Source organism: Helicobacter turcicus, assembly GCF_019711685.1.
Taxonomy (GTDB): domain Bacteria; phylum Campylobacterota; class Campylobacteria; order Campylobacterales; family Helicobacteraceae; genus Helicobacter_D; species Helicobacter_D turcicus.
The window spans coordinates 1-23,079 of the sequence record NZ_JAIGYQ010000003.1 but is presented as its reverse complement, the minus strand read 5'-3'; the positions used below and the strand labels follow the sequence as shown (position 1 = coordinate 23,079).

24 protein-coding genes are annotated in these 23,079 nt (G+C 35.7%); 6 read left to right on the top strand and 18 right to left on the bottom strand.

Annotated elements, in window-relative coordinates:
* Positions 1-97: 97 nt before the first annotated feature.
* The 3 genes from K4G57_RS02820 to K4G57_RS02810 all read right to left on the bottom strand — a co-directional run bounded on the left by K4G57_RS02820 (position 98) and on the right by K4G57_RS02810 (position 5,443).
* The gene (locus tag K4G57_RS02820; protein ID WP_221531681.1) at positions 98-3,157 is read right to left on the bottom strand and encodes an efflux RND transporter permease subunit; all 3,060 of its coding nucleotides are present in this window, start codon (positions 3,155-3,157) and stop codon (positions 98-100) included.
* Positions 3,157-4,038 (bottom strand): efflux RND transporter periplasmic adaptor subunit, encoded by an 882-nt coding sequence (locus K4G57_RS02815; protein WP_236033183.1) that lies wholly within the window; start codon positions 4,036-4,038, stop codon positions 3,157-3,159. The genes K4G57_RS02820 and K4G57_RS02815 overlap by 1 nt, the downstream gene beginning before the upstream one ends.
* 115 nt (positions 4,039-4,153) lie before the next feature.
* Positions 4,154-5,443, bottom strand: coding sequence for a TolC family protein (locus tag K4G57_RS02810; protein ID WP_429913078.1), 1,290 nt, complete (start codon positions 5,441-5,443; stop codon positions 4,154-4,156).
* 112 nt (positions 5,444-5,555) lie between these two features.
* Here K4G57_RS02810 and pseB point away from each other — a divergent pair, with 112 nt between their 5' ends.
* The 3 genes from pseB to pseF are packed head-to-tail and all read left to right on the top strand — an operon-like array spanning position 5,556 to position 8,375.
* On the top strand, positions 5,556-6,539 hold the full coding sequence (gene pseB, locus K4G57_RS02805; RefSeq protein WP_221531680.1) for a UDP-N-acetylglucosamine 4,6-dehydratase (inverting): 984 nt from the start codon (positions 5,556-5,558) through the stop codon (positions 6,537-6,539).
* Complete coding sequence (gene pseC, locus K4G57_RS02800; RefSeq protein ID WP_221531679.1) at positions 6,536-7,696, top strand: UDP-4-amino-4,6-dideoxy-N-acetyl-beta-L-altrosamine transaminase; 1,161 nt, start codon at positions 6,536-6,538, stop codon at positions 7,694-7,696. The genes pseB and pseC overlap by 4 nt, the downstream gene beginning before the upstream one ends.
* Position 7,697: 1 nt before the next feature.
* On the top strand, positions 7,698-8,375 hold the full coding sequence (pseF, locus tag K4G57_RS02795; RefSeq protein ID WP_221531678.1) for a pseudaminic acid cytidylyltransferase: 678 nt from the start codon (positions 7,698-7,700) through the stop codon (positions 8,373-8,375).
* On the opposite strand, the gene K4G57_RS02790 is transcribed toward pseF, so the two are convergent.
* From K4G57_RS02790 to aroQ, 15 genes are all read right to left on the bottom strand, one after another.
* Positions 8,372-8,776 (bottom strand): Fur family transcriptional regulator, encoded by a 405-nt coding sequence (locus tag K4G57_RS02790; protein WP_221531677.1) that lies wholly within the window; start codon positions 8,774-8,776, stop codon positions 8,372-8,374. The two genes, pseF and K4G57_RS02790, sit on opposite strands and share 4 nt — an antisense overlap.
* Before the next feature lie 264 nt (positions 8,777-9,040).
* On the bottom strand, positions 9,041-10,084 hold the full coding sequence (gene mnmA / locus K4G57_RS02785; RefSeq protein ID WP_221531676.1) for a tRNA 2-thiouridine(34) synthase MnmA: 1,044 nt from the start codon (positions 10,082-10,084) through the stop codon (positions 9,041-9,043).
* Between the two features lies 1 nt (position 10,085).
* Positions 10,086-10,508 (bottom strand): hypothetical protein, encoded by a 423-nt coding sequence (locus tag K4G57_RS02780; protein ID WP_221531796.1) that lies wholly within the window; start codon positions 10,506-10,508, stop codon positions 10,086-10,088.
* Between the two features lie 37 nt (positions 10,509-10,545).
* Positions 10,546-11,661: a hypothetical protein gene (locus K4G57_RS02775; protein WP_221531675.1), complete on the bottom strand. Its 1,116-nt coding sequence runs from the start codon at positions 11,659-11,661 to the stop codon at positions 10,546-10,548.
* A gap of 8 nt (positions 11,662-11,669) precedes the next feature.
* Complete coding sequence (locus tag K4G57_RS02770; RefSeq protein WP_346728168.1) at positions 11,670-12,830, bottom strand: MBOAT family O-acyltransferase; 1,161 nt, start codon at positions 12,828-12,830, stop codon at positions 11,670-11,672.
* 137 nt (positions 12,831-12,967) lie between these two features.
* Positions 12,968-13,231: a hypothetical protein gene (locus tag K4G57_RS09050; RefSeq protein ID WP_236033180.1), complete on the bottom strand. Its 264-nt coding sequence runs from the start codon at positions 13,229-13,231 to the stop codon at positions 12,968-12,970.
* 8 nt (positions 13,232-13,239) lie between these two features.
* Positions 13,240-14,085 carry a flagellar motor switch protein FliY gene (gene fliY / locus K4G57_RS02765; protein ID WP_221531674.1) on the bottom strand — a complete coding sequence of 282 codons (846 nt, stop codon included), beginning with the start codon at positions 14,083-14,085 and terminating at the stop codon, positions 13,240-13,242.
* Positions 14,086-14,088: 3 nt separating this feature from the next.
* On the bottom strand, positions 14,089-15,147 hold the full coding sequence (gene fliM / locus K4G57_RS02760; RefSeq protein ID WP_221531673.1) for a flagellar motor switch protein FliM: 1,059 nt from the start codon (positions 15,145-15,147) through the stop codon (positions 14,089-14,091).
* Positions 15,140-15,841 carry an RNA polymerase sigma factor FliA gene (locus tag K4G57_RS02755; RefSeq protein WP_221531672.1) on the bottom strand — a complete coding sequence of 234 codons (702 nt, stop codon included), beginning with the start codon at positions 15,839-15,841 and terminating at the stop codon, positions 15,140-15,142. The genes fliM and K4G57_RS02755 overlap by 8 nt, the downstream gene beginning before the upstream one ends.
* Positions 15,825-16,214 (bottom strand): hypothetical protein, encoded by a 390-nt coding sequence (locus tag K4G57_RS02750; RefSeq protein ID WP_221531671.1) that lies wholly within the window; start codon positions 16,212-16,214, stop codon positions 15,825-15,827. The genes K4G57_RS02755 and K4G57_RS02750 overlap by 17 nt, the downstream gene beginning before the upstream one ends.
* A gap of 18 nt (positions 16,215-16,232) precedes the next feature.
* Entirely contained in the window at positions 16,233-17,090 is an 858-nt protein-coding gene (locus tag K4G57_RS02745) for a P-loop NTPase (RefSeq protein WP_221531670.1), read from the bottom strand.
* Entirely contained in the window at positions 17,087-18,487 is a 1,401-nt protein-coding gene (flhF, locus tag K4G57_RS02740) for a flagellar biosynthesis GTPase FlhF (protein WP_221531669.1), read from the bottom strand. Before flhF ends, K4G57_RS02745 begins: the two co-directional genes overlap by 4 nt.
* A gap of 15 nt (positions 18,488-18,502) precedes the next feature.
* Entirely contained in the window at positions 18,503-18,949 is a 447-nt protein-coding gene (gene folK / locus K4G57_RS02735) for a 2-amino-4-hydroxy-6-hydroxymethyldihydropteridine diphosphokinase (protein ID WP_429913080.1), read from the bottom strand.
* Positions 18,950-19,154: 205 nt separating this feature from the next.
* Complete coding sequence (locus tag K4G57_RS02730; RefSeq protein ID WP_221531667.1) at positions 19,155-20,204, bottom strand: M24 family metallopeptidase; 1,050 nt, start codon at positions 20,202-20,204, stop codon at positions 19,155-19,157.
* Positions 20,205-20,222: 18 nt separating this feature from the next.
* Positions 20,223-20,738: a type II 3-dehydroquinate dehydratase gene (gene aroQ, locus K4G57_RS02725; RefSeq protein ID WP_221531666.1), complete on the bottom strand. Its 516-nt coding sequence runs from the start codon at positions 20,736-20,738 to the stop codon at positions 20,223-20,225.
* A gap of 156 nt (positions 20,739-20,894) precedes the next feature.
* Here aroQ and K4G57_RS02720 point away from each other — a divergent pair, with 156 nt between their 5' ends.
* The 3 genes from K4G57_RS02720 to K4G57_RS02710 all read left to right on the top strand — a co-directional run.
* Positions 20,895-21,356 (top strand): hypothetical protein, encoded by a 462-nt coding sequence (locus K4G57_RS02720; RefSeq protein WP_221531665.1) that lies wholly within the window; start codon positions 20,895-20,897, stop codon positions 21,354-21,356.
* The gene (gene rsmD, locus K4G57_RS02715; protein WP_346727928.1) at positions 21,349-21,936 is read left to right on the top strand and encodes a 16S rRNA (guanine(966)-N(2))-methyltransferase RsmD; all 588 of its coding nucleotides are present in this window, start codon (positions 21,349-21,351) and stop codon (positions 21,934-21,936) included. The genes K4G57_RS02720 and rsmD overlap by 8 nt, the downstream gene beginning before the upstream one ends.
* A 124-nt stretch (positions 21,937-22,060) precedes the next feature.
* A partial coding sequence (locus K4G57_RS02710) for a cache domain-containing protein (RefSeq protein ID WP_221561795.1) occupies positions 22,061-23,079 on the top strand: 1,019 nt, incomplete at its 3' end.

The following is a 23,079-nucleotide window of genomic DNA, read 5'->3' as shown; positions in this document are numbered from 1 at the left end:
AAACTCACAAAAATTTACAAAAGTAATCTCTCCATTTCTACTAAGCTTTTCTAGCTCTTTTTTCTATGAGAGTAAAACGCCTTTACTTGTTTAGGATTTAAGCATACCATTTGCGCAAACGCATATCAAGCGGAGCTAAAATCTTATAAAAAGCAGGAACAAGCAATAAACTCAACACCATTGCAAGCAATAAGCCCCCAATCATTGCAATCCCCATCGGCGACTTTATTCCGCTTCCAGCCCCTCCAGCAAGTGCTAAAGGCAACATTCCAAATACCATAGCAATCGTTGTCATTAAAATCGGACGCAACCTAAGTGCGCCAGCATGTAAAATCGCACTATCAATATCCATTCCCTCTTCATGCTTCCCATTTGCCACATCAATAATTAACGTTGCGTTTTTGCCAACAAGCCCCATTAAAAGCATAAGACCCATAATGCTAAAAAGACTCAAACTTGCTCCACTTAAAAACAATGCCAAAAAAGCCCCCGTAAAGCTCAAAGGTAAAGTCATCATAATAATCACAGGTTGCAGAAGCGATTCGTATAAAGACGCTAAAATAAAATAAATCAAAAACAAAGCAGATACCATTGCTACTACAAATGCAGCATTGGTTTCTTGCATATATTTTGCATAACCCTCAATCTTATAATGCACTCCCTCTTCTAGCCATTGCTCCTTATTTTGTTCTAAAAAACTTGTCCCCTCGCCTAAGCTTACACCATTGCTTAAATTTGCATACACCATCACACTACGTTGCCTATCATAACGTTTAATATTCGTTACAGCCCCCACTTCCTCAATCTCTACAAGCCCATCTAAAAACACATTTTGTCCCTGCGGATTTCTAAGGCTAAGATAGCTAATATCTACAATAGAATCTTTTTTAGGGCTTAGTAGCACAATATTATATTCCTTGCCATTTTCACGATAATACGAGATTTCTTGCGCTCCACTAAAGGCACTATTTAACGCTAGAGCAATTTCTTTAGCGCTAAAACCATATTGTGCAGCTAAAGCACGATTTATCTTAAGTCGGATTTGAGGCGTTTTTGCTTTGATGTCCGTGTGAATATCGCGGTATTTTCCACTTTGTTCCATTAGATTCTGAATTTTTTCTACACTCCTTGCAAGAGCACTTGGATTTTGTGCATAAATGGCTAACTGCAAAGGTGAGTCGTCCTCTCCTAAGCTAATTTGTGGAATCTCAATAATAGCAATTTCCATTTTAAAGCGCTCTCCAAAAGGCTTGTAATGTTCCCGTAAGGATTCTATAATGTCTTTAAGAGAACGTTCACGCTTATTATAAGGGCTTAAACGCACATATATCTTTGCTTCATAGACCTTTTGCTCTGCTGTAAAGCCAATATTTAGAATACTATATTCCACTTCACTCAAGCCTTGCAAATACTCTTGAATCTCCAAAGTTTGATGCTGCATCTCTTCTAGCGAGATTCCAGGTTTGCTTGTAAGCTTAATATCAAACTCCGCCTTATCCTCTGATGGCAAAAATTCAATCCCTAAGCGCGTTACCAAAAACAAAGATGCTACAAACACACTTAAGATTCCACCTATAACAATTGCTTTATGATTTAGCACCCATTGTAACGTAGCTATATAAAACTGCTCTAAGGCTTTAAAATACTTCTCACTCCAAAGGTAAAATCTCCCATTCACTGCTTGAGAATCTACAACACGCGCACTTAGCATTGGAATAAAAGTAATCACTACAATATAAGAAATCACAATTGCCCCAACTAACGTAATCCCAAAAGAAGTGAAAAATCTCCCTGTTACTCCACTCATATTTGCAATAGGAATAAACACAGCAAGCAGCATACAAGAAATCGCCACAAGCGCAAATCCAATCTCTTTTACCCCATTATATGCTGCGCTCTTGCGCTCCTCTCCATTTTCAATTTTCTTATAAATATTCTCAATCACCACAATTGCATCATCAATAATGATTCCAATTGCAAGAGTTATGGCAATCATTGTCGCAAGATTTAGTGTCATACCAAAGGCATACATCAGCGCAAAAACACCCATTATGGAAGTAGGAATGCTAAGACTAGCAACAAAGGTAATACGAGAATTACGCAAAAATACAAGCACTACAAACACTGCTAAAAATGCTCCTAAAATCAAATCAAACTCCACTGCACGAATGGAATCTTTAATATAATTTGTCGTATCACGTACAAGATGCAAATCATACTTTTGATGCATTGCCTCTAACTCTGGTAAAACTGCCTTAATAGAATTTGCAATCTCAATCTCATTTGCCCCTGTGATTTTCTGCACTTCTAGCAAAATTCCACTATTGCTTCCTTGCGGTGTGGCAAGATTTGAAAAACTCCTCTGCTCTTTTGTGGAATCCAAAATTAACGCAATATCACTTAGTTTAATGCCTTGAGCAATAATGATATTTCCTAAATCTTGCACGCTTATCGCATCAGCTTTTGTTAGGATTTTCCACTCTTTCTCCTTAGAAATTAAGCGTCCTCCATCAATTTCAATGTTTTGTGCATTAATTGCGCGCGCAATATCGCTAAAGCTAAGATTATATTTATTAAGCGCACTAGGATTTGGACTAATCTTAATCTCTCTCTCTAAATACCCTACTAAATTTACCTTGCCCACCCCCTTAATACGTTGAATAAGAGGCTTAATATTTAAATCTACATGCAGATTTAAATCTAAAAGCTCTTTTGTGTTTTGTATCGGAGTTTTTGATGTGATAAATAACGAAATAATCGGTGCTCCTCCCACATCAAACTTCTCAATAATGGGCGATTTCACTTCACTCCCAAAGCTAAGAGTAGAAACCTTATCACGCACATCATTTGCGGCAACATTAATATCCTTTTCTAGCTCAAACTCAACAACAACAATACTCACACTATCCGCACTTGTAGAAGTAATTTTCTTTAAGGATTCAATTCCGCTTACTGCCTCTTCAATCCTGTCTGTAACTTTCCCCTCCACAATCTCAGGATTTGCCCCCGGATAGATTGTTGTAATCGTAATTACAGGTACATCTACATTAGGATAGAGTGACACACTAAGACGTCTTAGCGCATCACTCCCAAAAAACACAAGAGCAAGCACAAACATCAAAGCACTAATTGGATGCGTAATGGCAAACTTTGACATCAAAGCACTCTCTTTGATTTTTGGTTAGATTTTTTAGGCGAGAGTAAAATCATTCCATCGCCAAAAACTCCAGAAGGAATCTTGGAGTCTTTAAGAAAACTCTCCGCTGTTGCCTTTTTTGTGTTTTTATCAATACTAGGATAGATTTTATGGAGAGTGAGTTTAGAGTCTTGCAACACACCAACAACTTTATACACAAAAGTATCACCTTTTTGCACCGCCCCAAAATAACGCGAATCAAAGCGAATAATCGCTTTTTTCTCTAACGATTCTAACGCAAATGCCTTGCTTGAAATCGCCCCCACACCATCGCCTACTTCCACAAACTTTTGAGTAATCACTCCGCTAAAAGGTGCATATAAAATTGTGTTATCTAACAATTCCTTTTGGAGTGCGTAATTTGCTTCTGCACGTTTAAGCTCAAAAACACTTACCTTATATTCGGCTTTAATCTTCTCAAATGCGTTTAAATCTAGTGCATCTTTAGACTTTTCATAACGTTTAAACTGCCTTGAGAGAAAACTATGCTTTGTCCTTAATGCCTCTAAATTCGCTCTTGCTACCTCCGTATTTTCTCTAAGGTCTTTTGCTCTTAATTCCAGCAGTTTATCACCCTTTTTAACGACACTGCCTACATCTACATAAACCTTATCCACAACTCCATTTGCACTAAGTGCTAAAAGTGCGCTTTGCACTGCCTGCACTTCAAATGTCGCATAGACTTCTTTTTGTTCTACCTCTTGTGCGTCTCTTTGTATCTCTATTTGTGATTCCGCCTTAAGCCCAAGTGTTAGCATCATAACACTAACAATACCACAAATCCAAGTTTTCAAAAGCCCTTCCTTAAAAATGCTAAATTCTAGCCTTATCACTAAGCGCATTGTAGTGCTTTTCTCTTAAAAATTTCCTATGCTTTTTTGTTTAAATTTAGGGTGATTTATCTTTTAAACCACTTCAAATAAAAGTATGCTCTAAAAAATTTTTACATTCTATTAGCTAATTCACAAACTGCACTAAAGCATTCCCATTTTTATAAAGAAATTCCGCCTTTTTAATCTCATAATCAAAGCGCGCCTCATCATAAAAGCTCTGGGCGTTTAGAAGTGTAGTAAGTGCATTTAAATACTGCGTGTAGTCAATAAGTTGTGCGTTAAATTTCTCTTTTGCATAAGAATACGTAACAGAAGCGGATTTCACGCTTGATTGCGCCCAAGTGATTTTTTCTTTTGCGCTTCTTAGTGCTTCTTTTGCGATGATTAGCTCTTTATTTTGCATATCCTTTAAATACGCATACTCAAAGTTTGCAGCCAGTGCATTTAGGCGCGCACTCTCCCTTGCTCTAAGTGTTGCAAAACTATCAAAGAGCGTAAAACTCACTGAAATTCCAAAAATATTTTGATAGTTTGGATCTTCTAGGGGGATATTAAAAGGGAGTAGGGGAATATTGCGATTATGGTAATTATAACGTATGTAGCGGTTAGTTAGCGCAATGGTTGGTAAATAAGTGTATTGCGATTTTGCGCTCTCTATTGCCTTTGTTGCATAAAAATTCGCTTGCAAATCCTCTCTTGCTACTTGGGGTGTATCTAGAGATACATCTTGGAGTTTTGTGCGCACATTAAGCGTAGTTACTTGTGTGCCACTTAGCAAAGAGAGTTGCTCTAAATGCGCTTTGTATGCTAACTTCACAGATTCTATTGTGTAAGAGTTTTGGTAATTTTGTGCTTTTATAGCCTCTAGCGTATCTAATGCCGCAAGCCCAACAGCATAGAATTTCTCATACTTTACAATACTCTCTTGCAATTCTTTTTGCTGATGTTTGAGTGCATTTAGCTTACTCTGTGCGCTTAGAGCGCTAAAATACTCTTTAATGATTTTTAGCTCTAATTGATCTTTTGTGCTTTTACTTTGGGATTCCTTAGCTTTAATTTTATACTCTGCAATCTCTAATTTACCCTCTCTTTTTAATCCATCAAAGAGTAGCCACTGCGCCTCTAAAAACGCACCATCTACACGTTCTGGATAGAAAATATCAGGATTTAAAGTGTTTTGATAGGCATAGCCTAGAGCAACTTTTGGCAAATATTCTCCATAAAGTGCCTTTTTCTCTTCTTTTAATGCTTGTGATTCCGTATTTTTTGCGTGTAAGAGCAGATTTTTTTGCGCATTTTGCAAAAGCATTTTTAAGTCTTGTGGTGCAGAAGGCAAAGTGGAATCTAGCCCACTCTCCCCATATGCAAAAACAAAGCAAAACAATAGGAAAACACATATTTTTTTCAAAACCACGCTCCTAATGTAATTTGACAAATCTTGATTAAAATTTTATTTTACAAAACCTTAAATTAATAAAGAGATTACTTGCTATAATAAAAGCCTATTTTTCGCAAAGGATTCATAAATGTTTAATGGCAAAAACATTCTTATCACAGGAGGGACAGGAAGTTTTGGTAAGCGTTATACACAAACACTTCTACAACGTTACAAGCCTAAGAAAATCGTGATTTTCTCCCGAGATGAATTGAAACAATACGAAATGGCGCAAACTTATAATGCCCCATGTATGCGCTATTTTCTAGGCGATGTACGTGATGAAGCACGTTTAAAGGAAGCCACGCTTGGCATTGACTACATTATCCATGCCGCAGCCCTTAAACAAGTCCCAGCAGCAGAATACAATCCTATGGAGTGCATTAAGACAAATATTAATGGCGCACAAAATGTCATTAGCGCAGCCCTCACAAATGGAGTGGATAAGGTGATTGCTCTCTCTACAGACAAAGCGGCAAATCCCATTAATTTATATGGCACAACAAAACTTGCAAGCGATAAGCTATTCATCGCTGCAAACAACATCGCAGGAATGCGCAAAACACGCTTTTCTGTTGTGCGCTATGGAAATGTAATTTGTTCGCGCGGCTCTGTGATTCCTTTTTTTCAAAAATGTATTGAGAATGGCGCAAAAGAACTTCCCATTACCGACCCTGAAATGACACGTTTTATGATTACCTTACAACAAGGTGTGGATTTTGTGTTAAAAAACTTTTCAAGAATGCAAGGAGGAGAAACCTTTGTGCCTAAGATTCCTTCAATGAAAATTACAGAAGTTGCAAAAGCACTAGCTCCTAACCTCCCTCACAAAATCATTGGAATCCGACCCGGAGAGAAAATCCATGAGACAATGTGCCCTAGCGATGATAGCCATATCACCTATGCCTTTAGCGACCATTATGTCATCGCCCCAACCATTCAATTTAGCTTTTTAACAGACTTTAGTAAAAATGCACTTGGAGAAGTAGGAGAATTAGTGCCTCGCGGATTTTCTTATGATTCTGGCACAAACTCACAATGGTTAAGCCGACAAGAACTTTTGGAGCTACTATGATACCTTATGGCAAACAAGAAATTTTAGATTCCGATATTCAAGCAGTTATGGAGACTCTAAAATCTCCTCTTATCACACAAGGACCAAAGGCGCAAGAACTTGAGGAAGAGGTTGCAAAAAAAGTCAAAGCAAAATTTGGTGTAAGTTTTAATAGTGCCACTTCTGCTTTGCATTGTGCTGCCCTCGCACTTGGATTACGTAGAGGGGATTGGCTATGGACTAGCACAAATAGTTTTGTAGCAAGTGCAAATTGCGGAATCTATTGTGAAGCAAAAGTAGATTTTGTGGATATTGATCCTAAAACTTACAATCTAGATGTAGATGCACTAAGCACAAAGCTTAAACACACAAAAAAACACAAACTTCCTAAAGTGCTTGTCGTCGTGCATTTTGCCGGGCAAAGTTGTGAGATGGAGCACATTTTCAAGCTTGCACAAAAATATAATTTTAAGATTATAGAAGACGCTTCGCACGCACTTGGTGGAAGCTATCGCACTTATCCTATTGGCTGTTGCGCCTTTAGCGACATTACCATTTTTAGCCTACATCCTGTTAAAATCATCACCGCAGCAGAAGGTGGAATCGCAACAACAAATTCCCCAAAATATGCAAAAAAAATGCAGTTGTTAAAGAATCATGGAATCACAAAAGACCCCGATGACTTTGAGTGCAAAAAACAAGGAGCTTGGTATTATGAACAACAAATCATAGGCTTCAATTATCGTTTAAGTGAGCTTCACGCTGCACTTGGACTCTCACAATTAACACGTCTTGAGGGCTATGTAAAAAAGCGCAATGCTTTAGCTAAAATCTATAATGAAAACCTGTGCGACTTAGAACTCACCTTGCCTTTTGTGCAATCATACAATTACAGCGCATTTCATCTCTATGTGATTGTTTTAAATAAAAAAAGTGGAATCAAACAAAAAGCTCTTTTTGAAAAGCTACGAAATGCGGGCATTGGTGTGCAAGTGCATTATATCCCAATTCATCTACAACCCTTTTACGCACGCTTTGGATTCAAAAAAGGGGATTTTAAAAATGCAGAATCCTATTACAAACACGTCATTACGCTTCCTCTTTTTCCAACTTTAAATCAACAAGAGCAACAAAAAGTGATTTCTCTTTTAAAAGAATCTGTGTGCAAAAAGGCATAAAATGCAAGATTGTATTTGCGTGATTCCAGCACGTGGAGGGAGCAAACGGATTTTACGCAAAAATTTAAAAGACTTTTGTGGTAAGCCAATTCTTGCTTATAGCGTAGAAAATGCCCTTAAAAGTGAAATCTTTTCTAAAGTTATTGTTTCAAGCGATGATACAGAAATTTTAGAATATGCAAAAACATTAGGCGCAACTCCACTCAAACGACCAGAATCCTTAAGCGATGATTACACTGCTACTAGAGAAGTGATTTTGCACGTCATAGATTCCATAAATACAGAATCTTGGGTGTGTTGTTTATATGCCACAGCCCCGCTATTAGATTTTAACACATTAAAAAATGCCTTTCTTTTAGCGCAGAAAAATGCGCAAGATTGCTATTGCTTTAGTGTTGTAGAATACGATTACTCCCCATTCCGCGCTTTTACAATCACAGAGAATAAAAATAAAATGCTATTTAAAGAGTATTTTGCAAAACGTTCACAAGATTTAAAAAAGGTCTATCACGATGCAGGGCAGTTTTATTTCGCACGTGCAGAAATTTGGAAAGAAAAAGAAAATATTTTTGAAAATTCTTTTAGCTTCATCTTGCCACAATCACAAGTGCAAGATATTGACACACTAGAGGATTGGAATTTTGCAGAACTAAAATACAAAATTCTAAAACAAAATTAATCTTGACAATGCGGACAAACCCCAATCATCGCAATAGAAGTTTCTTTAATCTTAAAATGTGAAGCCTCCGCGCAAGTTTTTTTAAGCGCATCAATAGGACGTTCCAATTCCATATCTGTGATACTCCCACACTTCTCACACACAAGGTGGATATGTGGATTTTTAACAAGCTCGTAACGTTGTTTTTGGTTAGGGAGCTTCACCTCATCAACAATCTTTGCCTCTTGCATAAAGGTAAGATTTTTATACACAGTTGCTAGAGACATTGAAGGATTGCTTTCTTTAATATTTTCATAAATCTCATCAATGCCAATATGTCCAAATTTTTGGATTTCTTTTAAAATTGCAAGACGTTGTGGAGTGATTTTTAGGTTATTATCCTTTAACAACTTTTCAAACATTTATTTTTCCTTAAACTTACTAAAATTTTATCTTGTCAAAAAGCTACTTATACTACAAAAATTATTTTTATTTGTCAATAAAAATTATCAAATGCTATAATCACTCTACGATTACCTTGTTTTATCTCTATTTTATTTTAAATTCTTTTACTCTTACTATCTCTCTAGCACTCCCTCTCTAGCACTCTTTAGCTCTGCTCTTCACACATAAGAATACCTTAAAATCCTTCCACTGCTTTTTAAATACATTTTATCCTAGAGCTTTTAAAGAATAAAACCTCCACCAAGCACTTTATGTCCGTCATATAACACAAGAGCTTGTCCGCTTGCCACGCCATAAACAGGCTCTTCTAAATGCGCGACAATCACCTCTTTTTGCTCTTCTTTAACCAACTCAACCTTAGCCTTTGCCTTATTGCTTTTGTAGCGGATTTTCACTTCGCACTCTAAAATATTGTCCCCTTTAAAATACTCTTTAGGTAAAGAAAAATTAACTGCGCGCACTTCTTTTACAGCCAAAGCTTCCTTATCTCCTACTACAATGGTGTTGTCTTGTGGGTTGATTTTTAACACATAATGAGGGGTTAGCGCACCTTTGATTTCAAATCCTTTGCGTTTGCCAATGGTATATTGCATATAGCCCTTATGTGTGCCAATAACATTGCCTTGTGTATCTAACACATCGCCTTTAGATTCTGTTTTATAATGCTTCTTTAGCACATCAATATAAGAATTTTCTACAAAGCAAATCTCTTGAGAATCCTTATATGTCTCTAATGTGCCAAGCCAAGAGAGTTCTTTTAAGGCTATGGGCTTAATCTCCTCTTTAATTTTATCTCCAAGTGGAAAAATAATGCGAGAAATCCATTCTTGTTTTAATCCAAAGAGAAAATAGCTTTGGTCTTTATGCATATCTGCACCTTGTGCAATTTTATTCTCTTTAATCTGTGCATAATGTCCTGTTGCAACATAATCAAATCCCATTTTATCAGCTAAATCAAATGCGATTCCAAATTTTACAAAAGGATTGCACATTGCACAAGGATTTGGAGTCAAGCCTTTTTTGTAAGATTCCACAAAATAATCATAAACTTTTGCCTTAAAAAGCCCTCTCTCATCAATGATAGAATATTCTATGTTTAAATGTTCTGCGCATTTTTGGATATTGCGAATAAAATATATGTGCTTTTCTTCTTTATCATGGAGCTTTAAATACACTCCATGCACTAAATAACCTTGTTTTTGTAAAAGATAGGCACAATAGCTAGAATCCACGCCGCCACTCATCAATAATAAAACCTTTTTCATTTTACTCCTTAGTATATGTTAATTTTTCTTGCAATAAAAGTTGATTGTTTGTGTATTTAGCAAAGCAAATATCAAGGGCAAAAACTACTCCTCCCCCAAGTTTTGCAAAGGGAAATTTTTTGTAGTAAGCATTTTGCTCTTCTTGCGAAGAATCACGGAATCGTGCTTGAATTTGCGCACCTTTTATGTTTGCTAGAATGTTAGAATCCTGAGCAATTGTTACACCAACGCTTGGATTAACATAAGCTAATTTTATGTGTTTAGAACTAGAATCACTTTTGAAACATAGGCTCAAATTTGAAGAGAAAAATACATAGTAGCAACTTGCGGTATAAATACCTAAGTGCGCACTATCTGTGCTATCAATCACACTAAGAGAAAGTAAGTGTTGCTCTGCAATAAATGCCTTGATTCTGTCATCCATAGCCACAATTGTAGCTAAAAAGGCTTAATAAAAAGGCTTACTCCTTTGTGTTTTCTATGCTTTGCATATTTTTAGCAATGTCAATTAACGGGGTTAAGTCGTAATTTCTTATTTTTTGCTCTAAAGCATTAAAATAGGATTCAACATTATTTAGTGTTAAGATATGAGTTTTATTTTGTATTGCATCAAGTTGTAGGGAATTCATATCGTTTGCATAATGGATAAGGTCTATATAGTTTGCAATAGAATCTGGATAATCTAAAGTGTCAAAACCATAAATGGTAACATTTTTTAAATCTTTTGTTTGGTGCAGTAACCAAATGCATAATTTTTTACGCTCTATAAAAGCATTGCTGTCTATCTTAAACTTAAGTCTTGAATAAGGAGGTAAAATGAGATGAAAATTTGTATTAGGATTACTCTTTATAAAAGATAAGGTATAAGATTCTATAAATTTTTGTTGTTTGCTAATGTCTATTTTATTTGGATTAAATTCTACTTCTATGGGTTTTCCTTGTATAAAATTTTTAAGTTCTTTTTGTTCTTTGAAAATATTAGGAATAAACTTCACCCAATTTTCAAAACCTCCAAATACTTGCAAATGTTTTTCTTCCTTAATCCACTGCAAGTGCGTTTCTAAATCTTCCTCACCAATACATTTTTCTTTTCTACTAAATGTTAAGAGACAAAGAATAAACCTATCATTTAAATAGGCTCCAAAATCATTAATGAAAGACTTGTCATAAAGCACTTTAAAATTTGTTTCAGTTTTCACAATATCACTAAAGCCATCTAAGGAATAGATAATAGCTTTTGGCTTTTTATGTTCAAAAAGATAGTCCAAGATAATCGCCCTCTCTTTGATACTACTATTTGCTGGAGAAATATTAACAAAATTGCCCCCTAATTTCTCACTAGCTTCTTTAGCGGAAGTATTTTGTAGCATAGAAGTGCCTAGTATATAAGAATCAAAATCATAGTGCGCTATTATCCCCCTAGCTGCTAAACGCGTCTCATTAAAGAATCTTGCCTCTTTAAAATAACTTTTGTGAAAAATCTGTAAGGGGTCATAAAGATACATAAAACCTAAAGATAGAAAGGTTAAGAAAACAGAGAATACTAATGTATAAATGACAAATTTAAAATTACTCATAAAAAACCCTAAAAATTAAAATAAATAAATTCTACATAAGGAGTTATGCTAAGAGTTGCTACGGAGACAAAGAGTAAAAACCCTGCAAATACGACATTTTTCCAAGAGGCTCTAAAATCTTGTAAGCCATCAATGCTATTTTTTGCACACAAACAAATCATAAATGCAAAAACTAAAAAGAATAACGTTTCATTTCTTCCATCAAGATTCTCTAGAAGTCGTGGTATATGTCTTGCTTTGTGTGGTAATTCCACCCATACAATCCCAAACATTCCTTGTAATAAATTAAGCGCACCTTGTAAATTCTCTGCTCTAAAAAACACCCAAGTGATGTTTAAAAAATTAAAAGTCATAAACCAGCAAAAAACTTTATAAAAACGGCTTTGTAAAAATGCACTTTGTGCTAGATTTAAGCTCTCTAAAACATATCCATAAGCTCTGTGCAAACACATAGCAATCCCTTGTAAAGCTCCCCAAATAATAAAACCAAATCCAGCCCCATGCCATACTCCGCTTAAAAATGCAACAAAAAAGAGGTTTCTAAACGTTAGAAGCTTAGAGCCTCTATTGCCACCTAAAGGGATATAGAGATAATCTTTTAAAAATCTTCCTAATGTAATATGCCATTTTCTCCAAAAGTCTGTAATATTGTGAGCTTTATAGGGAGAGCTAAAGTTAATGGGCAAAAGGATTCCAAAAAGTAATCCTAAGCCTATTGCCATATCGCAATACCCACTAAAATCAAAGTAAAGTTGAAAAGTATAAGAGAGTGAGGTAACCCAAGATTCAAAGAAATTTAAAAACTCTCCTTTTTCTACAATACGAAAACCATTGTTTGCCCATTTTGCAAAACTATCAGCAATAAAGACTTTTTTAAACAAACCTATGGAGAAAATAAACACACCCTTAGCAATCTTATCCCATTGCACAGAAGGCATCTTAAATAAGAGTTTAAATTGCGGCATCATCTCTTTATGATGCACAATAGGTCCTGCAATAAGCTGTGGAAAAAAACTAACAAATAAACAATAATCTAAAAAATCTATTTGAACCCGCTTTAAAAAGTTAAAATTATGATTCTCTTCTAAATCACTAACGCTAACTCTTTTATAACAATCCACCAAAAAAGCAATTTGTTGAAAAGTAAAAAACGAAATCGCAAGAGGCAATAAAATATGAGGCAAAGGGATATTAAAATTAAAATGCAAAAGATTTGAAACAAGATTGAAATTTTCTAAAAAGAAATCTGTGTATTTAAAAAAGCCAAGTAAGGCAAGATTAAAAAAGATTCCACCATAAAGATAGATTATTCTTTTACTATTATTCTGCCCCCCCCCCGCTCTAATGGTGTAAAATTATTTAAAATAAGTGTTGCAATTCCATAATTAACAAAGATAGAAAGCAACAAAAGCGCAAGGTATTTTACTTCCCAAAAAGCATAGAAAAATAAACTCCCAAGTATTAAGAAAAGTTTAGCAAGAAAGTTTTGATTAAAAAACCTTAAGCCATAAAAACCTATAAGCATTATAGGCAAAAAGACAAAAATAAAAATATATGAGCTAAATAGCATAGAAGTTCCTATAACAATTGGTCAATTCTATCTTTTTTAGGGGCAATTTCTGTGATTTGGATTCCAAAGTTTCCATCTACAATGACAACTTCCCCTTTTGCGATAACTTTATCATCTACAAGCACTTCTAAAGGGTCATTTGCGAGTTGATTAAGCTCTACAACACTTCCAATATCCATAGCAATCACATCTTTAAGAAGCATTTTTTTTTGTCCGATTCTAACTTTTACTTGCAAACGCACATCTAAAAGCATTGCCATATTTTTCATTTCAGCATTATTAAGCTCTACTTTTGCTGGACTATCGCCACTATTTGAAGTTTCTGCTAAAGGGGTAGGGCTTGCAGCGGCATTTGGATTAAAATGGTTTTCAAATGCGCTAGAAAAGGCAAAATATAAATAATCCTGCACAGAGCCAATATTAAAAGAAAAAGTATAAAATCCGCTGTAATTTGCAAGCCCTAAATCCCCATCTGGGATAAAGTTAATATTGCTTAATGTAAAGCTAAGCTTTGGAAGCTCCTTTTGCCCTCCAAGAGAAGTAGAAATCGCACCAAAAATATTAGAAGCAATTTCTTTTGTCGCATCTAAATCATCAGCGTCCATTGCTTCTTTGCTCTCCCCCTCTCCTCCTAGCATCATATCAGCAAGTGCAGTTGCAACCTTAGGGGAGATAAAAAATGCTAGACTTGCACCATCATCAGTGTTTATATCAATCTTAGCCATAGGGGGTTTTATGGAATCACTTTTACCATCTTGAGCATCAATGTGGCTAACTTCTGGTGCTTGTCCTAATAAGCCTTCTATGGTAGCAGTTGTTTCTTGAATAATTAGTTTTAAAAAATCATTTAGCATTTTCTACTCCTCCTCAAGCTCGTTTGCTCTAGATTTGCGTTGCACTTCAAGCATTTCTAGGATTTCTTTGACTTGGTCTTTTTCTGTTTTAATCATCTCTTTAACTTCAATCGTCTTGCGGTAGCGGTGCAATCCAATACCAGCTAAAAACTTCTCTCTACCATCTACATTAATAATTACAGTATCATCAGCAGGGCGGTCTAAACGTACAATATCGCCCACTTCTAAATCAAGAATTTCATGCATGGAAAGTTTTGTTTCTCCAAGAATTGCCGCAACATTAACTTTTGCTCCCCCTAAGAGTGCTTGAAGTTCTTTATTTCTTGATTTTTTCGCACTTGTTTCACTTAGCATAATATCTCTACTTGCAAGACGGGATAGCACAGATTCTAGGGAGATAACAGGGTAGCACAGGTTCATCATACCGCTACTATGCCCAATGATAATCTCCATAACCACCATAATAACAATTTCATTTTGTGCGACGATTTGCACAACATTTGGGCTTGATTCTTTTACGTCAACGGTTGGAAAAATCTCTGTAATGGGACCCCACGCTTCTTTGAGGTTTTGCATCATTTGGCGCAAAATTGTGTCTAACAAGTTTAACTCAATATCGCTAAACTCCCTTGTAGATTCATAAGGGTCGCCTTTACCACCTAAGAGTCTATCAATCATTGGAAATGCAATGCTAGGGTTAATCTCTAAAACACCTGTTCCATCTAATGGCTTCATAGAAAACACATTGAAGCTTGTGGGACTTGGCAAACTCATTAGAAATTCCCCATAAGTCATTTGATCCACGCTGTGGAGCTGAATCTCAACAATAGAACGCATAATTGCAGAGATTTGACTTGATAGACTTCTTGCCATTTTATCATGGATTCCACGAAATGCACGGAGTTGCTCTTTGCTAACGCGATTTGGACGCTTGAAATCATAAAGCGTAATTTGTCTTTGCTGAACAACAGCAGGCTTTTCTAATGTCTCTTGCTCTCCGCTTTCATCATCTACAACTTCTAATAGCGCATCAATTTCTTCTTGACTTAATATATCAGCCATCTAGCCCCCTTTCTTCAAGGTATTGTCGCACCTTTCTAATCACTGCCCTGTGGAGTTGAGAAACCCTAGCTTCACTCACCTCTAGCACTTGGCTAATCTCCTTAAAACTTAGCTCTTCGTAGTAATACAATTGCACAACGAGCTGTTCATTGGGTGTTGCATGTTCTAAAACCTGTGAAATTACAGCAATTAATTCTTCTCTCTCAATGCTCTCTAGAGTTTCTTCTTGTTTGCCTAGTTGCTCATCTATTGGCATTACATTATAAATTTCACTTGCAACTCTTGCTTCTTTGATTTTCTCTTCGCTCTCCCCTAAAACCTTGCTTAAATACGCATTATCTGGCTCTTCTTGATGCTCGTTGTAATAGGTTGAAATTGCTTTGTCAATGCGCTTTATTAAAGTGCGCATATTGCGTGAGAGCGGATCTAAAGAGCGCAAATAATCTAGCATTGCTCCTTGCACACGCGGTCTTGCATAGCCCCAAAAGGAATCATTTAGACTGCTATCGTATTTGCGCGCAAGCTTGATTAATTCCTCTGTGCCAATGGAAATTAAATCAGAAAAATCCACACTTGCAGGTAAACGTTCCTTTAAGCGATAAGCCATCGCCTTTAAGGCTGGGAGATAATCTAGAGCTAGGGAGTCTTGACTACGTTTAAGCGCACTTTGGTAGCCATTAGAAGTCATCGGCATAAGTTTCTTTTCCTATTTTATTTGATTTTGTGCGTAAATCCTCTTCTTCCTCTTCTTCACGCATTGTTTTTTCCATTGTGCGTAAAAATCCACGAATTTTGTTTGTAGCCTTTTCGCGTTTATCAAACTCATCAATATATTCCTCTAAAAGTGCATTGTAGGCATTCTTTTTACTTGTGTTTTCATGTGTATTCACAAAGCGCACAAAGAGAGATACACTAACAAGGGTAATAAGATAGAATCCCATTGTAGAGACAAGTGTCCCAGCAACAATCATCGCAGGGTCATCAAATTTTAAAAAAGATAATAAAAGTCCAATAAAAAATCCATTGACAATTGCAAAACTTAAGAAATTATCCATTTTCAAAGGCATTCTGTTTCCTTACACTTCCTAAAAATGACCAAGAATCTTTTTTAGGAACTTTCCAAATCTTTTGTCTTCTTGCACTAGCACATTCCGTTCCATTTTTTTTGCTAACGCTCTTGCAACCTCTTCTACTTCCATTGAGGACGTTGCATTTGGCTCTTCTTTCACAAAGATTCCACGATTTTTGCTGTAATAGTTAATCAAAGTCGCTTTTGTAAGCTTGCCGATATATTCAAGCTTGATATTACTAATGTTACTTTGGGCGATTTTTTGCACTTTTTGAAAAATCATTTGCGCTTCATCGTTATTTTTTGCCATATTAATCAGCATAAAAATACGCTCTTTGTAATTTGCTGCAAGTTTGATTGTCGCATACGCATCAGTAATTGCCGCAGGGTCTGGAATCGTAATTACAATGGCTTCATCACTATTTTTTAAAAAAGTCTGTGTGTATTCGCCAATACCAGCTCCAGTGTCAATAATGACGAAATCAAGGCTATCTAAAAGCGCGGAATCCTCAATAAACGTTTCAAACATAAATTCGCTCTTATAGCGAAAAATATCTGTGCCAGAATCTCCGGGGATAAGATATAGCCCATGCTCAATTGGCACAATAATATCTCTTAGATTTGCTTGGTTTTTTAACACATGCAAGAGATTTTTTTCACAACGTACCCCAAACATAATATCTAAATTCGCAAGTCCAATATCTGCATCAAAGATTCCAACTTTAAAACCAAGTTGCCAAAGTTTATAAGCTAGATTTGCGCTAAATGTGGATTTGCCAACGCCACCTTTTCCGCTTGTTATGGTAATAAAATTTGTGCTAGTTGCTTTTTTAGAATCAATAAGGAGTTCTAATTCCGCAGCTTGATTTTTCATTTAATAAGCCCATCTAGTAAGCAGTCAATCAAAAAATCGCTAGTCGCAACATTTAAATCATTTGGCACTTCTTGCCCTATGGAGAAGTAGCTTACAGGTTTTTTTGTTTCATAAATGAGAGAAAATATATTACCATAACTATGTGTTTCATCAAGTTTTGTGAAAACTAACGTATCAATTCCAAGCATTGAGAATGTGTGGTAAATATCCTTTAAATCCTCATATTTCGTTGTGGCACTCATCACTAAACTAACATCAATTTTTGCGTTTGGGTCAGCATTAACAAAGCTTTTTAGAGATTCTAATTTTGCTCTATCATGTTGGGAGCTTCCTACTGTATCAATTAAAATATAATCACAATACTTTAGAGAATCTAGCGCATTAACAAACTCTTCTGTATCTACCACCGTATCAATGCTTAGTTTCATTTTCTTTGCATAAAACATGAGTTGATCTACTGCACCAATTCTGTAAGTATCTAGTGTTATGATTCCAACTTTGTAGTTTTTATTTAATAAGCGTGAGTAACGTGCGGCAAGTTTAGCTAGGGTTGTTGTTTTGCCTACGCCTGTTGGACCAACAAGCATTATAATATTTTTTGCATTGCTACTTAGATTTTCAGTCCTTGCAACTACCATTTTGCGCAAAACTTCCCTAAAGTAGCGTTTGATAAGCACAGAATTTTCACGCATTTTAATGGGCATTAATTCTAAGGTAAGTTGCATAATCTTTTCCAAATGCTCTTTTGCCATTCCACTTGCTTTTGTGATTCTATAAATCTCGGCAAACTCATGGGGAATAATGAGTCCATCACTCTTTGGACCACGTTCCTCCCAAAACATATTTTGGATAAGTTTTAATTTATCATTTAAACGATCAATCTCACCACGGATAGCACGCAAATCATCAGATTGAGCTTCTTTTTTATTTTGAGGTTTAGAATCTTTAGAATCCTCTTTTTTAAATTCTATCTGTTTTGGAGATTGGGCTTGTTCAGGCTCTTTTGGTGTAGCTTTTTGTGTGCCATAAGGAGATTTTGCGGGAGCTTTTGACTCTACGCCTGCAATTTGTGAAATCTGGCGCACTGCATCAGAGAGTTGTAAAGACACATCTTCAGGCAAGGTTGGCATACTTTGTGCAATGCGTTTGCGTTCAATCTCTTTTTGAGCAATGCGTTCTAGACGTTCAGCAATGTTGTTTGTCTTGGGTTTTGATTCCTCTTGTTGCTGTTTTGTTTTAGCTTGTTTTAAATCTTCTTCGCTAATTGCTACGGAAACTTCATATTTACCATCACTTAGCTTTTTTTGTGCGATAATAGAAAACTCATCGCCAAGTTCTCTCTTAGCTTCTGCGAGTGCTTGCGCCCCAGTTTCTGCGGTAAAAGTAAATAATTTCATAGCATTCTCCAAACTTTAATTGCAATGTGTAAGTGGAATCCAAACGCTTTGACGCTCACTCCATGCCCTGTGTGGAATCTCTAAATCCCCTAGTATAATGTGCTTACCCTTAAAAGCAATAATGTCTAGGTCTAGTGTACGTGGTGCATTTTTAAAAGGGCGCTTACGTTCTCTTCCAAAATATCGCTCCAAATATGCACAAAAGCTCCAAAAATCCGCAATCCCTAGCCTTGTCTTTAGCCAAATGATTTTATTGTAGAAATCAGGCTGCTCTGTGTAGCCAAAGGCTGGGTTTTTTAAAATCGGTGAAGTAGCAATTATAACATTTTTACAAGAGAGTCTTTTTAAAAGCTTCCAAAAACGTACTAAAGACTCTCCACAATTTGCCCCAACTCCTAAAATCACGGAATCCTTTAGTTTATTATAAGCCTTAAAGAGATGGTAGGGGTTAGGTTTGCGCACCTGTGTGAAGCGCGGGATTTTAGCAGTTTTAAATTTTGGATTCTGTAATTTTGGGTAATTTGTGGCAGGAATAAACTCTATTAAATCCTTGCTTAGAGGTTTTTGTATATATGTTTTTGCTCCATAGTAATGCTTACTTTTAAAACGTGTTTTAGTAGGTATTTTTGTAAAATCATTATCAGATAGCATCGCATTTGCTAACATTTTAAGAAGTCTCTCCGATGATGCGTGCCCCTTTAGATTCCAAAACAACTAAGTCTTCAATACGTACGCCATAGTAATTAGGGATATAAATTCCAGGCTCAATGGAAAAAACCATTCCTTCTTGTAAGATAATTTTAGAGCGAGGTGAAATGTTTGGAAGTTCGTGAATATCTAGTCCGATTCCATGTCCAGTAGAATGCACAAAATATTTTCCAAAGCCAGCTTTTTCAATCACATTACGTGCTGATGTATCCACTTCACTAGCTAACATTCCGGGCTTTGCACCTTTGATTGCTACTTCTTGAGCTTTTAAAACAACATCATAAATCTTTTGAAGTGTAGAATCCAAAAAGCGTTGCTCTTTGCAAAAAGAGATTCCATTTTTACCCAAAAACCCTGTGCGCGTCATATCAGAGCAGTAACGTTTATATTTAAGCCCAGCGTCAAAAAGCAGCAAATCCCCCTTGTGAAGCTTATCGTTGCTTGGAAGAGCGTGAGGTTTAGCAGCATTACCATTGATTCCAACAATAGGATTAAAACTTAAATCATACACTCCTTTTTTGCTCAAAAAACCTTGTGCTTTGTAGTGCAAAAAGGATTCTGTGGAATCTTTGCCTTTTTTATTAAGGAATTTTGCAAATTGCATAAAGGCTTTAAAGTTTAGACGCTGTGAATGCTCTAAAAGCGCAATTTCATCGGCAGTTTTTACCATTCTTTTTTCTTGGTGAAAATTTGGTTTTGGTATGAAATTTATCTTAATATTATTCTTTAAACGTTCAAAGAAAAAGACAGAAAATTCTTGAGGATTGTAAATGAGTGTGGATTTTTCGTGCTTTTTTAAGATTGCACGTGCAGAACGAATTAGGTCGCGGCTAACAATAAGTGAAATCACGTATTTGTCGTGTTTTAGATTTTCTTTAGCTTCAGTTTCATAACGTCCATCAGTGAGAAAATATCCGTTATCTCCAAAAGCGATAAATAAGGCATTATCACAACTATATCCTACTTCAAAGTAAAGAGCGTTTTCATCTCTTATCATAAAGTTATTCATAATGCCCTCCTTAATGGATTATTCTTGTGGTTGTTCTAATTTAGCTTCAGTTTGCATTTGCTCTTGCGCTGCTTGTTTGCGCGCATTTCTGACTGCATTTAGCTCACTAAGAATTTGTATTAGCCCATTTAGTGCTAAATGGTATCCTAGTGGTCCAAATCCTGCAATAACTCCAGAGCAAACAGCTGCTGTTAAGCTCTCTTGTCGGAATTTTTCTCTTGCGTGAATGTTGCTAATATGCACCTCAATAGCTGGAATATTCACTGCTGCAATTGCATCACGAATTGCTATGGAAGTGTGAGAATAGGCTGCTGGGTTAATAATGATTCCATCAAATTGCCCAAAGCATTCTTGGATTTTATCTACAATTTCCCCTTCAAAATTACTTTGAAAAAAGCTCACTTCCACGCCCATTTGCTGTGCTTGAGTTTGGATATTTTCATGGATTGTTTCAAGCTTTACAGGTCCATAAATACGAGGGTCGCGCACACCTAACATATTTAGGTTTGGTCCTTGGATTATCATTATTTTCATCATTTTCTCCTAAAATTGATTAAAAATTTTTTCATTATAGCAAAAAGATTCTAAAATATGGAATTTTTGGGCAAAGTAAAGTCAGATAAAAAGTCAAAAATCTAACAGAGATTCCGCTATAATTTCTAATCAATTGCTAGTTTTTAAGGAAATAGAATGAAAGTTGCGTTAATTTGTGATTCCTTATTGTTAGATAGAAGTTTAGAGATGTATTTAAAAGAATATCTAACAAGCTATAAAATGTGCGATTTTGTTGTGGCAACACAACATGTAGAATCCCAAAAACCCGTGTTTTTAATCGGCGATATGGAAGGAGCGCAGTTAAAGATTCCCTTTACTAAGGAACTTTTGCTCAAAGAGTTGGAGTCTTTTTACCATCTGCTAAAGGGTGGAAAAAATGAAAGCCTTAGCGCAGAAAGAGAGATAGAAGACATTAAGGCGCTAAACCATACAAGTGCGAGCATTGCAGAATCTTTAGATTCCATTGTGCTAGAGAGAGAAAATTTAGATTCCACGTTTTCAAGTGATTTAAGCGCAAAAATTGAGGAGATTTTAAAACGTTATGCAAAAGAGATTGAAATAACAATCTTAGAACATTTCAAGGAAAATCGTGGCTAAGATTTTAACTTCTAAAAGCCCAACCTTAAAGGTAATTGGTGGAATCTACAAAGGGCGAAATTTACAAATGGCTCCTTTGGAAGTAACACGTGCATCAAAAGCGATTTTAAAAGAATCGCTTTTTAATACGTTAAGTGCGGATATTGTGGGGGCAAACTTTGTGGAGTTTTTTGCTGGAAGTGGAAGTATTGGAATTGAAGCACTAAGTCGTGGCGCAAAGTTTGCTATGTTTTTTGAACGCAATAAAAAATCTTTTGCAGTGTTGGAATCTAATCTTGCAAATATTTGTCAAAATCTTTACAAGCTTATCTTTGGCGATACTTTTAACGCATATTCTACGGCTTTACAAACAATAAATGCGCCATGTATTGGTTATATTGACCCTCCTTTTGATATACGTGAGAATATGGATGATATTTATGTGAAATGCTTTAAGATGATAGAAAATTTAGATTCTAATGTTTTTAGTTTAATTGTTTTAGAGCATCACTCCAAACTTATAATTCCAGAAAAAATTAATACATTTGCGCACATAAAAACTAAACGTTTTGGCAAAAGCAGTTTAAGTTACTTTGGATAAAAATTTTATTTTATTGCATTATTTTTTCAAGCAATAAATCTCGGTATTTGTGTAGTTTAAGAGAAATATAAGCAAATAAAATATAGTAACGCTTTTTATTTTTATTTAAAATAAGGAATTCCAAATGTATAAAAATTTATCACTTAAAACAAAAATTATGGTGTTGGCTCTTGGTATGTTAGCTGGGATTGTTGTAGCTATTGGGGTTGTCATATATTTTGAAAAAAATATTATTTCTGACACACACATTGCAATTCACGATAGTGTAAAGCAAGAGGTTGAGCAAAAGCTAAAACTTGCTACGGATTCTTTAGCATACACTTTAGGAGAATTTGTACGCGGTCTTGATGAAAAAACACAAATTCAAATTATTGCTAAAGGAATTGAGAATTTCCGCTTTGAAGATGACAAGAGCGGATATTATTTTGCCTACAAAGAGCATATTCCAGTGGCACATCCAACGCGAAAGGATTTGCTTGGAAAATCATTATATGAAGCAAAAGATACTAATGGCGTGTATTATGTGCGTGAGCTTTTTGAGAGTGCTAAGACACAAGATAAAGAAACAAAATTTGTATATTTTACTTTTTCAAAACCTTTACTAGATGGGACACTTGGGAGCGCACAAAAGATTGGTTATGCTACAATGATTCCAAATACAAATAATATTTGGTTATCTACTGGAGTCTATATAGACACACTTGCTACACATACAGGGGAAATTTCTCGCAACATCGTTGGGGGTATTAACGCAATGCTTTTAAAAGCATTGGTATTTGGCGGTTGTGCGCTTCTTGTAATTATAATTCCGCTTCTTTTGGCTTTTTATAATAATCTTGCCTCAAGCGTGCAAGTCGTGCAAACAAATTTGCGCAATTTCTTCAGTTTTGTCAATAATAGCTCTGCAAATACAACGCTCATTACTTTAAATTCTAAAGACGAATTTGGAACAATGACAAAAGAAATTAATGCAAATATCCAAAATATTGAAGAAGGGCTTAAACAAGACTCCCTAGCCATCACCCAATCTGCCCAAACTGCAAAAGCAGTAGAGAGTGGAGATTTGAGTGCTAGAATCATAGAAAATCCTCATAATCCTCAACTCATTGAATTAAAGAAAGTCTTAAACAATATGCTTGATGT